Consider the following 14,351-nt stretch of genomic DNA (forward strand, 5'->3'; position numbering starts at 1 on the left):
TCAAACAGCTCGGTAGAGGAAGTCCGTTATGTTTGAGCATTTCACTGATAAAGCAATTAAAGCAGTTATGCTTGCCCAGGAAGAAGCACGTCGCCTGGGTCACAATTTAGTAGGAACCGAGCAAATTTTATTAGGCTTGATTGGAGAAGGCACGGGAATTGCAGCAAAAGTATTAACCGAGCTGGGAGTGACCCTTCAAGCAGCCCGCGCCGAAGTGGAAAAAATAATCGGTAGAGGAAATCGTCCAGCGATGGCTGAAATTCCCTTTACACCAAAAGTCAAGCGCGTATTCGAGCAAGCTTTCACAGAAGCACGCACTTTGGGGCATAATTACATCGGTCCAGAACATGTGTTGTTAGGTTTGCTCCAAGAGGGAGAAGGTGTCGCTGGAAAAGTTCTACAAAACTTGGGGGTCGATTTAGACGAAGCCCGTGGTAACACGATTCGCAAGTTAGGCGAAGTTGCAACTGTTGCTAGTGCTGGTAGACAAGGACGCAAGGGTTTTGGCACGGCTCCTAGCAAAACTTCGACGCTAGATGAGTTTGGGACGAATTTAACGAAGCTAGCGGCGGAAGGTAAGCTAGATCCTGTCGTCGGTCGTGAAAAAGAAGTTCAACGTGCCGTGCAAATTTTAGGTCGGCGCACGAAGAATAACCCCGTATTGATTGGCGAACCTGGTGTTGGTAAAACCGCGATCGCGGAAGGATTGGCGCAACGGATTGCTAACAACGACGTACCCGAAACTTTGGTAGACAAGCAGCTATACAGTCTTGATATGGGCTTGTTAGTTGCTGGAACTCGCTATCGCGGCGACTTTGAAGAACGGATCAAATCTGTTTTGGATGAAGTGCGATCGAATAGCAGCGTTATCCTATTTATCGACGAAATCCATACTTTAATTGGCGTAGGCGGTGTCGAAGGCGGAATCGATGCGGCGAATATGCTCAAGCCTGCCTTAGCTAGAGGCGAGTTGCAGTGCATGGGAGCTACTACCCTAGATGAGTACCGCAAGCACATCGAGCGAGATGCAGCACTAGAAAGGCGTTTCCAGCCAGTGATGGTAGATGAACCTAGTGTTGTCGAGACAATCGAGATTTTGTTTGGACTGCGCGATCGCTACGAGCAACACCACAAAGTTAAGATGTCAGATCTAGCTTTGGCTGCTGCTGCTAAATTGTCCGATCGCTACATTAGCGATCGCTTTTTGCCCGATAAGGCGATCGATTTGATCGACGAAGCAGGTTCTCGCGTCCGCTTCCGCAACTCGAAGCAGTCTCCCGAAACCCAAGCACTCAAGCAAGAATTGGTGCAGGTAACGAAAGATAAAGAAGCCGCAGTCTCGGCACAAGATTTTGACAATGCTGGGAAATTGCGCGATCGCGAGTTGGAAATCGAGCAACAACTGAAGGCGATCGCTGAAAATAGAAAGCAAGAAATCGAAAACGCTAGCGTTCCTGTAGTAGACGAAGAAGACATTGCTCAAATTGTCGCTTCTTGGACGGGCGTACCTGTCAGCAAGCTAACGGAATCTGAATCAGAGTTGCTGTTGCACTTAGAAGATACTCTGCACCAGCGTCTAATCGGACAAGAAGAAGCCGTTACAGCTGTTTCTAAAGCTATCCGCAGGGCGCGAGTTGGATTGAAGAATCCCGACCGTCCGATCGCTAGCTTTATCTTCTCCGGTCCTACTGGTGTAGGTAAGACGGAGTTGGCAAAATCCCTTGCTGCATACTTCTTCGGTTCGGAAGAAGCGATGATTCGCTTGGATATGTCGGAATTCATGGAACGACATACTGTTTCTAAGCTCATCGGTTCGCCTCCTGGTTACGTTGGCTTTGACGAAGGCGGACAACTAACGGAAGCCGTGCGGCGCAAACCATACACCGTGTTGCTATTCGACGAGATCGAGAAAGCACACCCTGACGTGTTTAATATGCTGTTGCAAATCATGGATGACGGTCGTTTGACCGATGCCAAGGGACGCACGGTAGACTTTAAAAACACGCTGATTATTCTCACCTCTAATATTGGTTCGAGAGTCATTGAAAAAGGTGGCGGTGGAATTGGATTTGAATTAGATGGCGATCGCGCTGACGCACAATACGATCGCGTCCGTAACTTGGTACAAGAAGAACTCAAGCAACATTTCCGTCCTGAGTTTCTCAACCGTCTTGATGAGGTCATTGTCTTCCGTCAACTCAATAAGAATGAAGTCAAGCAAATTGCTGACATCATGCTTCAAGAGATTTCTAGCCGCTTGACCGAGCGTTCTATTACCTTGAAAGTGACAGAGCGTTTTAAAGATAAAGTGGTCGATGAAGGCTACAATCCCAGCTACGGTGCTAGACCGTTGCGCAGAGCAATGATGCGGCTGTTGGAAGATTCTTTAGCCGAAGCTATGTTATCCGGTCGCATTAACGATGGCGACACAGCTCTAGTTGATGTTGATGCTGACGGTCAAGTCCAAGTCAGCAAAGTAGAAGCAAAAGAATTGATGTTGTCTTCTGCTAGCTAGAATGTTTTTGAATAAACCATAAATGTAGGGTGAGCAAATGCTCGTCCTACATTTTTTTGAGACTCGAAAAACGCGGAAGTGAAATTCAAACGAGTTTGTCAAATAAATTGGGTCAAGGGGAAAAGTTAGGATGGAAAGCGATCGCCAAATTCGATAGCAAAACGATTGAGCGCAGGTTTCCAATCACGAATTGGCATGGTCCGCTTTTTAGCAATATTCTGGAGCGCCAGGTAAACACTTTCAGAGCGGACTCGTCAGTAGGAAAAGCACTTCGGATTTCTCAGCACTTTTCTCAGAGTCATATTCATTGACTCGATGACATTGGTGGTGTAGATAGCTTTGCGAATCTCAGGCGGAAAGGCAAAAAACGGGATAATGTGCTGCCAGTGAGTCATCCAAGACTTGCTGATGGTGGGGTATTGCCGATCCCCTGCATTCAGCAAAGCGTAGCAACTGCTGTTCTGCCTGGGCTTCAGGGAAGAGCGGTGTAAACCAGTCTCAGGTCAGCGGCGACGGCTTTACGGTCTTTGTAGGACACGTAGCTCAAGGAATTTCTCACCAGATGAACAATGCACATTTGTACCTGGGTTTTGGGAAACACAGCGACAAATCGCATCTGGGAAGCCCGTTAAGCCATCTACACAAGCGATGAAGATATCCTTCACCCCCCGATTTTGTAACTCTGTTAAAACCTGTAACCAAAACTTGGCGGATTCATTCTGGGTCATCCACATCCCCAAGAGTTCCTTAGCACCCGATAAATTAACTCCTAAAGCCAAGTGGATGGCTTTGTTGATAACTCGTCCAACAGGCGCAGACTTTGACGACGATTGCATCAAAGTAAACGATTGGGTAAACCGAATCAAGACTACGATTTTGCGCCTTGTTTGCGCTCCTCTTCCACGGCAGAGCGCGACATTGGAAATCAAGCCAGCTGACACCTCCACCCCGTAGAGGTCTTGTAGCTGTGCTTGGATGTCACGAGTACTCATGCAAGAGCGCATACAACGACAGAATCTTGTCATCAAACCCGTCAAATCGCGTTTGTTCCAACAGCAACATTGTGGTCTTTTATACTCCACGAACTTTTCCCATAACTCAGCCAACGATGGGTTTACAGGGGTAGAGATTGGGGTAATAGTGCTAACGGTTGAAAGTGCTGCCTGTGGTTTGTACTTCGTTAGCGTTTCATCAAAGTTACCAGAAATGAGATCCAGCTCGATTTGATTTGCTCTCATCTGCGTAGCGCGAGCGTGTAGTTGGCGTATCGTCAAAGCCAAGTGAAAGATAATGACGCTTACCGCCATAAGAGAAAACTAGCTGTAGCCGACCATTAGAGTTTTTGACCCGAACTGCTCCTTTGGAAGCCTTCTGTTTTCTGCTTTCTGAGTACATATATGTCTTGGGGTAAACGCCAATAATTTACCCCAATTTTCACTCTAAAAGCACCTAAACTACCCCAATTTTGGGCACAAGTTCAGAACTTTTGTACTATTGACTCGAATGACACAAAAATGCAAAACCCCTAAAAATCAACGGTTTCAGGGGTTTCGGTCAAAAAGCGGGCAGCGAGAATCGAACTCGCATCAATAGCTTGGAAGGCTATGGTTTTACCACTAAACTATGCCCGCACGCTGTTGACGATACGAGATGCCGCTACTGGAGAACTCAATTAGAATAACATAGATTTTATTGAGTTTGCACGCAGTTACTCAGCAATCGGGAAGTAGGGAGTGGTGAAGTGGCTAGCGATCGCGACTTTTCGTTCTGATTTCTGACTTCTGATAAGTCTTCCATAAGCTATTCTGGTCTTAGCTGTAGCGATCGTTTAGGATATTTGGCAGTGGGCAGCTTATATGTTTCAAAATCTTCCTCTTTGACTCCATCTAATTTTCAAGTGCTGACATCGCAACCAGGCGATCGCAACTTCCACTGGCAAGTTCGTCCTGCCGGACTGGAAGATGTGTCGAGCGTCGCAGAAATTTTGGCAGACAGTTTTCACTCTCGCGAAGGATTTTTTGGTTGGACTTACCCGTTGTTGAGGCTGGGAATTTACGAAGACATTCGCCATCGCATCCATACCACTGCCCCCCATCACGTCTGTTTAGTCGCAGTTGAAAAAACTGCACAAAATGAAAATATAGGTATCTATTCCCATGACAGTACGTTAGGTATAGCTGGAACAGTAGAACTGGCATTGCGAACAATCTCGCTGGGAACCGCTTACAGCTTTACACCCTATCGCCAAAGCTATCAATATCCCTATCTTTCAAATCTAGCCGTTCATACAACTCGTCGCCGCCAAGGAATAGCCGGGAAATTACTGCTTAGCTGCGAACAAGTTGCTAAATCTTGGGGTTTTGACGATCTATTTCTCCATGTCTTAGAAAACAATCATCAAGCACGACAACTCTATCTAAAATTGGGATATCAGTTAGAACGAATTGATACAAGTTGGAGCCATTGGCTATTTCAACAACCTCGGCAGTTACTATTACACAAGCGCCTCAAATCCAGCAATAGTACTTGAATGCGATTTTGGGACTGACAGCTAGATTGAAAACTTGACACTGGAATGACGATCTCTGACATTGAGCGGCGCAAAGCTGTCTATCCTTTCAGGTCGCTCTATCTATTCCGCCACTAGCAAAAACGATACAAATTGTAACCGCTGCCAAATAATTAAGTAAAAGTTAAAATATTCAGGCAATTCGGTATTAATTATTGCTTAAATAAATATTAGTCTCTTCTCAGCCTATAAGATTTCTGAATTTAATCTTTATTAAGGCTTTAAACTTACCTCATAGTTACTTTATATCAGCCTTTGCTAGATCAAATAGAATATGAAGCAAAATGGGTAACCAGAAGGCAAAAGTTGCGTTTTTGTTTGCTCAGTCGTCATGTTTTGGATCGAAGGGAAGGCAAAGCAGTTGGATTTGACTCCTAGCTACTCTTTATACTTACAAACCCACAGAAAACTTATCTTGAGTAGGAAAAATGGATAGCAAAATCCGATCGTATTACCAACCTGCTCTACTACTAGCCCAAACCCCTTGTAGCAGTATCGGCATTACCGATTCCTGTGGTTCTAGCAGCATGACACATATCAACGAAAGTCAGAATGCTTCGGAAATTCTACAGCTGCTGCACAACGGGCAAGTACTGATGGTCAACAGTCGCCGCAGAAATGGCTTGATCGTGATCAAGCGCTTTCATGCAGAATTTGCCGGACCTGGAGCCGCAGTGGGGGGTTTTTACGATCGCGATTGTCAAGCAGCAATACCAGTCGGGAATCTTTCTTTAGTTACGCCTGAATCTCATGAAGACTGTCAGAAAGCTTACTTAATCCGAAGGCAGTGGATTCGGTTGATGAAGCAAATTACCGAGAAGACAGTTCCCCAGCAACGAGTGCAAAAAATTCTCGAACAATTTGAACAGTATTTTGACACGGAAACTGTAAATCGCGTTTCAGACGAGGCTTTTGCCCTGCTAGTTGGCATTCTGCCCCAAACTGTTGCTATGGTACGCCGACCGAGTGGCATTGAGCGTCGCCGACTTTAAAGTACGGAGTTTAGGAGTTAGGGAAAACTGACAAGATTCTCTCTAAAGTACGAGCATTTTCCTCTGGTGTGCCGATAGTAATTCGCAAGCCGTTGCTAATCTGTCTGACTAACGTACCGCTGGCTTGTAACTGTTGATGCAACTTGCTAAGGGAATCGCTTTCTAGGGCGATCGCATCCTGCTGTAACTGAATAAAAATAAAATTAGCCATACTCGGATAGACTTTGAACTGAGGGCAAGCGGTTAAAGCCTGCATCAGCTTGCTTCTTTCAGATAAAATTTGGGGAATTGCACTTAATAAGGTGTGACGATACTGAAGAGAGATCGCGGCTGCGGCTTGAGAATATGTAGGTAAATTATAAGGGAGACGAATTTTTTCCAAAGTCATAATTAATTCTGGATGCCCGATCGCATAGCCTACCCGATGTGCTGCTAAGCGAAAAGCTTTGGAAAATGTCCGCAGTACAATCCAATTCGGTCGGTGCAATAATTCGCTGGCAACAGTTGTTTGACTAAACTCGAAATAAGCTTCATCAATGACGACTAAAATCTCCTGTGGCAAGCTACGCAACCACTCTAATTCTGCTGTAGTTAAAGCATTAGCTGTAGGTGAATTGGGATGGACGACAAACACAACGCGGATGGGAGGATTTTGCTCGTTCGCGATCGCCAATTTTGCCGCAGCTAGATCGATCTCGAAGTTGTCGGCTTTTCGTCCCACCGCGATCGCGGGAATACCCAAAGTTTGAGCTAAAATTCCATACATCGAAAACGTGGGATTGGCAACTAAAATCGCTCCCTCTCCCTGCAAGCAAGTCGCAATTAACAAAGAACGAATCAGTTCGTCCGAACCATTACCGACAGAAATGTTGGCACTGGTAAAACCAGCATCAGCTAGTACCGCTGACTCACTGGCATACTGGGCGATCGTACTTTTGAGCTGAGCGTGTCCCCCATCAGGATAACGGTTACTCTCCAGTGCGTGTTGATACATCCAGGCAAGCTTGTCTTTCAACTCTTGGGGTAGATCGAACGGACTTTCATTCGTATCTAAGCGATCGAGCGAAATTGACGACTCAACAGCTTTTCCAGATGAGCTGTTGGGATGGGGTTTGTAAGCTGTGAACTGAGCCAGGTCTGAGCGGATGAATGGCAGCATTACTTGCCTGATAACTGACAGAAAGACTTCATTATATCCCAAATCTCAGGCAGGACATTAGCTAAAGCGTGGTCGCTGTCTAGCTCGATTAATTGTACCCAAGGGCGGTGAAGCGCAAAATTGCGGCTAGATTGAACTGGAATCACTTCATCATGAATCCCGTGAAGAATGAGAGTAGGGAGAGGGCGGGATATTTCTGTTTCTCGATACTGGATAGCATCAAGAACGAAATTATAATTTAGAGGTAATAGGCAGTTTTCGCCGTAATGATAGGTCTGTAGATACCTATCTGTCTGCCATTGCTGAAGCTGTGCCGTGCCTAATCGCGGCAGCCAGTGGGTGAGAAATTCAAATGCGGGTGCGAGTAATACTAACCGTTGAATTTGCTGGTAATTCTGCCCCAACCAAGCTGCGGTTAGCCCGCCTAAACTAGAACCAATAACTGTGACAGATGTAGGAAGTGGTGGTAACAGGGTAACAACTTGATGTAACTGCCGCGTGATTGTTAAATGTGAAAAATCGCCCTGATTCAGATCGGGAACGCATAAAGATAGACCGATTTGGGCAAAGCGATCGCATAGATAGACTGCCTTAGCTGACTGAGGGCTAGAGGCAAAACCATGTAGATAGATGAATTTGCTACTCAAGTGACAATTTGTTGTCAAAGTGATTGACAGTTGACAGTTATTGTGATGCAAGCAGATAACTACAAAGCATTAATCGTCTTACCCATCAATTTAACGTTTTCACGTTGACAAATTCATGTCGACCGAGCATTAGACAATTTTAGTATTGAGTAAGTTGACTAAATTCTTGACTAGCGAAGGATTAGCTACCGCAGCAGCATTCGCTCCTACACCGCTGTCCGTCATTATTTCTTCAGTTGTCTCCCCAGACATGAGAGAGGTAGAGACAGAGCCTAATAACCCAACGACCTTCATCCGAAAAGCGATTTGTTGGATGGATTCTAATGGTTGTTGCAACTGCTTGGCGATCGCTTCAATTGAAGTTTTACCATTAACGAGTTCCCATACTTGCCTTTCTTGGGCATCGAGTTGGAATCGCGGCTTAGCAACAACATTCTTATTCAAAATGTCAGATGGGGTTGGCAGTTTTGCTGTAAATGGCTTCCAGTCTCGCAATACCCGCAAACCTAATAAAGTTGCCTCCGCTACTGGCAAGCTCAAACCCGTCATTTCGATTTTCGGTAAAGTCGCTTGCGAATTAAAGCTAAAATGACCCCGCGATAATTTAAATAAAGCGCAGACGGGCTGAATGACTTGAGCGTGAAACAAAACCTGTAATTGTTCGGCATTCAACTGTCCGTTGGTTTTCAACTCAACTCCCAGAGGATGTTCTATGCCATTTGGCTCAGACAAGATATTGAGTAATTCTGGTGCGATCCAGCCCCGCTTATCGATCATTGAGAGCAAGTGCTGATTATCGAGTTGCTCGACTATTGCAACAATACCACCTGCTTGAAACCAGAGATAGCAGCTTTTTCCTAGTTGAGAGTCGTCACTTGGTTCAGGCTCAAGCGAAAGTAAGCCTGTTTGATGAAATTGCTCGATGAATTGAAAAATATTTAGTAAGGAAAATTCTAATAATTGTCCGGTAATTTCCATAATTGGCTGTTCTCAATTTGATTCCCACCCTTGCCAAGTCTTGTGATGTTACTTACATCTTCATTGCTGCGAATGCTGCTAGATAAAAAGAGCTAAAACTTTTATCTAAAAATAGTACAAGCCATTTATAACAACTGTAGTTGTCGAAAATATCCGTGAAATTATTGATATTTGCGATCGAACTTGGCAAGCTTACGCAGATTGTCCACAAATAAGATGGCAAAAAAACAAGCTAGCCGTGATGTGACTAGCTATGAATCAAACTAGAAATGAATTCGACGAAAACAGGGATTAGTCTTACCATTAACGCATGGTGACGAATTCTTCAGCGGTAGAGGGATGGATGCCAACAGTAGCATCGAAATCTTTTTTGGTTGCGCCCATAGTCACGGCGATCGCTACTCCTTGAATAATTTCCGCCGAGTATTCTCCTACCATATGCGCTCCCAAGACTCGTTCGGTCTGAGCATTGACAACTAATTTCATCAGCGTCTTATCAGCAGCACCAGTCAAGCTGTGAAATAGGGGACGAAAACGGGCGCGATAGATTTTGACCCCATCTTCACTCAGTTGGGCGATCGCGTCATCCTCTGTCATGCCGACAGTAGCAGCTTCGGGGGTAGAAAACACCGCTGAGGCAACGGTTTCGTGGTTAAAAGCACGGCGCAGATTGCCAAATTCCGTATCCGCAAAAGCACGACCTTCACCAATAGCGACAGGAGTGAGATTAATCCGGTCGGTACAGTCACCGACTGCAAAGATATTTGGCTGGGAAGTTTGACCAAATTCGTTCACCGCGATCGCATTAGTGGTACTGTAGCCTGGACCTTCTAGAGAACTGGGAACTAAATCTATGCCAGCATTTTCTAAGCCAAGTCCTTCAACATAAGGAGTACGACCAGTTGCAGCTAAAATGACATCGGCAACCACTGGTTCTCGATCCTGCTCGGAAAGAGTCAGCTTTAATCCTTCGGGAACGCGATCGATCGCCGTAACAACATTATCAGCGATTACATGAATTCCGTGATGAATCATGCCTTGCTGAATTTCATTACGGATGTCGCGATCGAATCCTCGTAAAATCAAATCTTTGCGAATAATTTGGGTAACTTCGCAACCCAGACCGCGCATAATACAGGCAAACTCCACCCCAATGTAACCCGCTCCAATAATCGCTATGTGTTTGGGTTTTTCTGGTAGGTGAAACATTTCATTCGAGGTAATGACATGTTCCATACCTGGAATGTCTGGTTTAATCGGACGACCGCCAACGGCAATTAAGATTTTTTCAGCCGTGACTTTGCGCCCGTCTACTTCGATCGTGTGGGGATCTACCAAAGCGGCGCGACTGGGAATTAACTCGACTCCAGCTTTTGCTAAAAAGTTGATATGCAACTGAGAAAGACGGTTCACTTCGTTGTCAATAACAGTGATGAAGTGTTGCCAATCTAAACTTGTCTCGCCAACCTGCCAGCCATAACCCGCAGCATCGTGAAACAAAGCCGGAAACCGAGAACCGTAGACCATGAGTTTTTTTGGAATACAGCCTCGGACGACACAAGTACCACCAACGAGACTTTCTTCTGCGATCGCTACCTTTGCACCGTAGCTAGCTGCCCGTTTAGAAGCTGCCAGTCCTCCAGATCCAGCGCCAATGACAAATAAATCGTAGTCGAATGTCATGAGTCAATATGTTCCTATGGTAGTTGGTAGTTGGTAGTTGGTAGTTGGTAGAAAAATTATCTATCACCTATCAACTAATTTGGTCGCGATATTTAAGTTTGTGGTCAGATAAACTGTTGGAATGGGAGGGTATCTAACAGGCGTACTGTACGGGTTTAAATTTAATCTAACAAGAAGAATTCCTCTCCGGTGGTTGGATGGATGCCAAGGTTTGCGTCAATATCTTGTTTAGCGATGCCTTTTTGGATCGACACTGCCAGACTTTGAATAATCTCAGCAGCATTTTCGCCTACCATATGAGCGCCTAACACGCGATCGCTGCGCCGATCTACCACTAATTTCATCATCGCCTGCTCAGAGCGATCTGTCATGCTGTAAAACAGGGGTTCAAATTGGGTGCAGTAGCATTGCACGGCATCGCCAAATTGTTCGCGTGCTTGCGCTTCTGTCAATCCTACAGCAGCAGCTTCAGGACGGGCAACGACAGCGGTAGGAACGAGAGTGTAATCAATTTGTGGCGATCGCTGGTCAAAAATCATGCGCGCTACTGCCCGACCTTCTGTTCTGGCAACGGGAGTCAATTGCTTGCGATTGGTACAATCACCGACAGCAAAGATATGCGCCTGGTTCGTGCGACTATCGGCATCAACCGCGATCGCGCCTTTTTCATCCAATTCTACCCCAGCGTTTTCTAGACCCAGGTTTTCAGTATTGGGGCTTCTGCCTGTGGCAAAGAGAACGGTATCGACTGTGACGAATTGAGGATCGTCGCCTTCTAAAACAACTTGCAATCCTGTAGCACCTTGTTTGATTTCTTTTGCCGTTGTGTTGCCGAGAAATTGAATTCCTCTTTGATTCAATCCCTGCTGTACGGCAGTACGAACATCGTCATCAAATCCCGATAAAATTGTTTCATCGCGATCCATTAATGTCACTTCGACACCGAAGGCATTCATCATGCTAGAGAATTCCACGCCAATGTAACCGCCACCAACAATTGCTAACTGTCGCGGTAGCTGAGGAAGTTCAAACATTTGACGGGATGTAATTGCATATTCGATCCCTGGAATTTTTGATGGTTTGATGGATTTGCCACCTACCGCAATAATAATTTTGTCAGCCGTAATTTTGCGTCCGTCGATGTCTACGGTATGTGGATCGATAAAAGTTGCTTGACCTCGAATGACATCAATTCCCGCCTGTTGAAACTTGTTTAAAAAAGACTGGCGGCGCTGTTCGATTTGTTGATGAACTGAGGCGATAAAATCAGACCAATCAAAGTAGCGATCGCATTTGCTCCAGCCGTAACTTGCAGCCGCGCGATCGTGTAAGGCAAAATCAGCAGCGTAGACGATAAACTTTTTCGGGATACAACCGCGATTGACGCAAGTACCGCCAATTGCCTCTCGTTCGGCAATTCCAACGCGGACACCGTAAGTTTTAGCTTGTCTTGCAGCGGCTACTCCCCCAGGACCAGCACCAATGATAAACAAGTCATAATCGAAAGCCATAGTGAATTTGAGGAAAAATTTAGGCACAAAGCTCTAAACCTATCGGATTCTCGGCTTTATTTCCTCTCTCTGCGGTCTGTTTTTCCTTTCGATCCCTGCTTGACAAATTTGCCACAACCGCAGTTACAAGCGGTAGCAACGGCAACTGGTTAATTATCGAGCGATCGCGTCTTTCATGTCTTATCCCACAAACTGCTGTGGAGTTTAGGTGGCGATCGCCTTAAATCTCGGTATAGCATTAGAGTCATTTTTTATATATTTGAGTGTTTTTACGCAAACTCGCTATTTTTATATATTTGTTTTTACATAAAACAGACACTATTTGAAGATTAGGTAAAATTACAAATTGTTGAGTAGTCTTTTCAACTTACTTAAACTACGATTGTGGCTGAGTATAGCTAACTTATATCTACATGATCGGCTACTTATCTAAGTTTTTTTATATCCTTGCGGGCAAGAGAAGACAACTAATTTTCCTGATATTCTTCTTTCTCTTGACTTCTCTCATGGAAGCAATAGGAATTGGACTAGTTGGACCCTTTATTGCCTTGGCAAGCAATCCCCAGGTTATCTATCAAAATCCCTGGCTGCATTGGTTTTATACTCAGTCGGGCCTGCAAAATGATAAACATTTTTTATATTTACTAAGTGCAATAACTGTCGGGATTTTATACTTCAAATCCGTCCTAAGTTTTTACGGTCAAAAGTATGTATTTCAATTCTCCTTCAAACAGCAAGGCGAACTTTCAGCAAAGTTACTTCGCTCTTATTTAGCAGCACCTTACACTTTTCATTTAACCCGAAACTCAGCATTATTAATTCAGAATATTGTCAACGAAACTGATAAATTCTGCACTCATTTTATGCTACCTTTTCTTACATCTTTAGCCAATATCACTGTGATATTGGCTTTGATTTTTTTGCTATCGAAGACAAACTTAATAGCAACATTAAGCGTAGCAGCAATTCTTTTACCAGCCTTTGGTTCGATCTACTTTTTCAGATACAAAATTTCACAATGGGGGCAAGAAGCTTCTGAATCTAACACAGAAATGATTCGGATTATCAATCATGGATTAGGAGGACTGAAAGAAACACGTATTATTGGTTGTGAATCTTATTTTGAGAATCAAATGAGAGCGCAGATTGATAAATTTGCTTTTGCACTTAGCTCCTTTCAAGCATTTTCAATTTTACCGCGCATCTTACTGGAAGCTATTCTAGTAACTTTTTTAGTTGGATTTACAATTATATTTTTACTATCTAATCAGAATGCAGAAAACTTAACTTCTGTTCTGGGTGTTTTTGCAATGGCTTCAATTCGCCTGCTGCCATCAGTCAGTAATACAATCTATGCTTTTGGCATCATGAGAAATAGCACTTATTCAGTTGATAAAGTTTATCACGATTTGAAAGAAACAGAAAACCTAGAATTCGAGCGAGGTCAAAAAATACTAGACGAGCTAAGCTTACGCAAGCTATTTGATTCAAAAAGCTATAGCAGATGCTGTCTGCCATTCGAGCAAGAAATTATTTTAGACAAAATTACTTATCGCTATCCTAGCGCCACAGAAACCAATCTCAAAGGAATCTCTTTACACATTAAAAAAGGTCAGTCTATTGGGATAATTGGTAAATCTGGAGCAGGCAAGACAACATTAATTGATGTCATCTTGGGACTTTTGACACCAGAAACAGGAGACATTAAAGTTGATAGTAAAACAATATACAACGATCTGCGCTCCTGGCAAAATCTAATTGGCTACATTCCGCAGTCTATTTTTCTGATCGATGACACAATTGAGAAAAATATTACTTTTGGTGTTCCAGACGATCTGATTGACAAGCCAAGATTAGAGAAAGCTATTCAGTCAGCTCAGTTAGAGGAATTGATCGAGCAACTTCCCGATGGAATCAATACAGTCGTTGGCGAACGGGGAGTACGCCTCTCGGGAGGACAACGCCAGCGCATCGGAATTGCTCGCGTCCTCTATCACGAACGGGAAATTTTGGTGCTAGATGAAGCTACTGCTGCACTGGATCGCGAAACTGAAAGTCTTGTCAGCGAGGCTATTCGCTCTCTCAGTGGTACTAAAACCATGATTATCATAGCTCACCGTCTTTCTACTCTCGAACATTGCGATCGCGTCTATTCGATTGAAAAAGGTCGAGTCGTTAAATCGGGTAGTTATCAAGAAGTTGTTGCGTGCGTATAGATTCTCAAAAGAGCTAGCGATCGAGTATTTGCCTTAAGTTAGGAGATCTTTATAAAGTAAATATAGAGAGACTTTTGGAGA

At 44.3% G+C, this 14,351-nt stretch carries 13 protein-coding genes and 1 tRNA gene; 4 read left to right on the top strand and 10 right to left on the bottom strand.

The genetic code is table 11. The features are described 5' to 3' along the window. The first annotated feature begins 28 nt into the window (after positions 1 to 28). Positions 29 to 2,515: an ATP-dependent Clp protease ATP-binding subunit gene (locus tag QH73_RS23030; RefSeq protein ID WP_039714301.1), complete on the top strand. Its 2,487-nt coding sequence runs from the start codon at positions 29 to 31 to the stop codon at positions 2,513 to 2,515. A gap of 254 nt (positions 2,516 to 2,769) precedes the next feature. Here the strand turns inward: QH73_RS23030 and QH73_RS29355 are convergent, their stop codons facing one another. The 5 genes from QH73_RS29355 to QH73_RS23050 all read right to left on the bottom strand — a co-directional run bounded on the left by QH73_RS29355 (position 2,770) and on the right by QH73_RS23050 (position 4,146). Next, complete coding sequence (locus QH73_RS29355) at positions 2,770 to 2,910, bottom strand: transposase (RefSeq protein ID WP_374189057.1); 141 nt, start codon at positions 2,908 to 2,910, stop codon at positions 2,770 to 2,772. A 77-nt stretch (positions 2,911 to 2,987) separates the two neighbouring features. Further along, positions 2,988 to 3,074, bottom strand: a complete 87-nt coding sequence (locus tag QH73_RS29360) for a hypothetical protein (RefSeq protein ID WP_374189058.1) — start codon at positions 3,072 to 3,074, stop codon at positions 2,988 to 2,990. Continuing rightward, the gene (locus QH73_RS23040) at positions 3,034 to 3,753 is read right to left on the bottom strand and encodes a transposase (protein ID WP_165587767.1); all 720 of its coding nucleotides are present in this window, start codon (positions 3,751 to 3,753) and stop codon (positions 3,034 to 3,036) included. The genes QH73_RS29360 and QH73_RS23040 overlap by 41 nt, the downstream gene beginning before the upstream one ends. Continuing rightward, positions 3,713 to 3,910: an Arm DNA-binding domain-containing protein gene (locus tag QH73_RS29365; protein WP_132867494.1), complete on the bottom strand. Its 198-nt coding sequence runs from the start codon at positions 3,908 to 3,910 to the stop codon at positions 3,713 to 3,715. Before QH73_RS29365 ends, QH73_RS23040 begins: the two co-directional genes overlap by 41 nt. Before the next feature lie 165 nt (positions 3,911 to 4,075). Next, a tRNA-Gly gene (locus QH73_RS23050) sits at positions 4,076 to 4,146 on the bottom strand. Between the two features lie 266 nt (positions 4,147 to 4,412). Between QH73_RS23050 and QH73_RS23055 the strand changes: the two genes are divergently transcribed. Next, positions 4,413 to 5,045 (top strand): GNAT family N-acetyltransferase, encoded by a 633-nt coding sequence (locus tag QH73_RS23055; RefSeq protein WP_309476522.1) that lies wholly within the window; start codon positions 4,413 to 4,415, stop codon positions 5,043 to 5,045. Between the two features lie 566 nt (positions 5,046 to 5,611). Continuing rightward, positions 5,612 to 6,076: a hypothetical protein gene (locus QH73_RS23060; protein ID WP_374189059.1), complete on the top strand. Its 465-nt coding sequence runs from the start codon at positions 5,612 to 5,614 to the stop codon at positions 6,074 to 6,076. A 10-nt stretch (positions 6,077 to 6,086) separates the two neighbouring features. On the opposite strand, the gene QH73_RS23065 is transcribed toward QH73_RS23060, so the two are convergent. From QH73_RS23065 to gorA, 5 genes are all read right to left on the bottom strand, one after another. Next, positions 6,087 to 7,235, bottom strand: a complete 1,149-nt coding sequence (locus QH73_RS23065) for a histidinol-phosphate transaminase (RefSeq protein ID WP_201278301.1) — start codon at positions 7,233 to 7,235, stop codon at positions 6,087 to 6,089. Beyond that, a complete protein-coding gene (locus QH73_RS23070) occupies positions 7,235 to 7,882 on the bottom strand; it encodes a YqiA/YcfP family alpha/beta fold hydrolase (RefSeq protein WP_039714298.1) in 648 nt (215 codons plus the stop codon). The genes QH73_RS23065 and QH73_RS23070 overlap by 1 nt, the downstream gene beginning before the upstream one ends. 129 nt (positions 7,883 to 8,011) lie before the next feature. Next, complete coding sequence (locus QH73_RS23075; RefSeq protein ID WP_039714297.1) at positions 8,012 to 8,860, bottom strand: DUF4388 domain-containing protein; 849 nt, start codon at positions 8,858 to 8,860, stop codon at positions 8,012 to 8,014. Positions 8,861 to 9,163: 303 nt separating this feature from the next. Continuing rightward, the gene (gene gor / locus QH73_RS23080) at positions 9,164 to 10,543 is read right to left on the bottom strand and encodes a glutathione-disulfide reductase (RefSeq protein WP_039714296.1); all 1,380 of its coding nucleotides are present in this window, start codon (positions 10,541 to 10,543) and stop codon (positions 9,164 to 9,166) included. 161 nt (positions 10,544 to 10,704) lie between these two features. After that, the gene (gene gorA / locus QH73_RS23085) at positions 10,705 to 12,054 is read right to left on the bottom strand and encodes a glutathione-disulfide reductase (RefSeq protein ID WP_039714295.1); all 1,350 of its coding nucleotides are present in this window, start codon (positions 12,052 to 12,054) and stop codon (positions 10,705 to 10,707) included. A gap of 506 nt (positions 12,055 to 12,560) precedes the next feature. Here gorA and QH73_RS23090 point away from each other — a divergent pair. Further along, positions 12,561 to 14,270 carry an ABC transporter ATP-binding protein gene (locus tag QH73_RS23090; RefSeq protein WP_236147142.1) on the top strand — a complete coding sequence of 570 codons (1,710 nt, stop codon included), beginning with the start codon at positions 12,561 to 12,563 and terminating at the stop codon, positions 14,268 to 14,270. Positions 14,271 to 14,351: the final 81 nt, after the last annotated feature.

Source organism: Scytonema millei VB511283 (genome assembly GCF_000817735.3).
GTDB lineage: Bacteria > Cyanobacteriota > Cyanobacteriia > Cyanobacteriales > Chroococcidiopsidaceae > Chroococcidiopsis > Chroococcidiopsis millei_B.

What these genes read in the sequence shown, in the direction of transcription:
- QH73_RS23090 (WP_236147142.1), top strand. Translation starts at nt 12,561, where the DNA reads ATGGAAGCAATAGGAATTGGACTAGTTGGACCCTTTATTGCCTTGGCA.
- QH73_RS29365 (WP_132867494.1), bottom strand. Translation starts at nt 3,910, where the DNA reads ATGTACTCAGAAAGCAGAAAACAGAAGGCTTCCAAAGGAGCAGTTCGG.
- QH73_RS23060 (WP_374189059.1), top strand. Translation starts at nt 5,612, where the DNA reads ATGACACATATCAACGAAAGTCAGAATGCTTCGGAAATTCTACAGCTG.
- QH73_RS23075 (WP_039714297.1), bottom strand. Translation starts at nt 8,860, where the DNA reads ATGGAAATTACCGGACAATTATTAGAATTTTCCTTACTAAATATTTTT.
- QH73_RS23065 (WP_201278301.1), bottom strand. Translation starts at nt 7,235, where the DNA reads ATGCTGCCATTCATCCGCTCAGACCTGGCTCAGTTCACAGCTTACAAA.
- QH73_RS23040 (WP_165587767.1), bottom strand. Translation starts at nt 3,753, where the DNA reads ATGAGAGCAAATCAAATCGAGCTGGATCTCATTTCTGGTAACTTTGAT.
- QH73_RS29355 (WP_374189057.1), bottom strand. Translation starts at nt 2,910, where the DNA reads ATGACTCACTGGCAGCACATTATCCCGTTTTTTGCCTTTCCGCCTGAG.
- gor (WP_039714296.1), bottom strand. Translation starts at nt 10,543, where the DNA reads ATGACATTCGACTACGATTTATTTGTCATTGGCGCTGGATCTGGAGGA.
- QH73_RS23030 (WP_039714301.1), top strand. Translation starts at nt 29, where the DNA reads ATGTTTGAGCATTTCACTGATAAAGCAATTAAAGCAGTTATGCTTGCC.
- gorA (WP_039714295.1), bottom strand. Translation starts at nt 12,054, where the DNA reads ATGGCTTTCGATTATGACTTGTTTATCATTGGTGCTGGTCCTGGGGGA.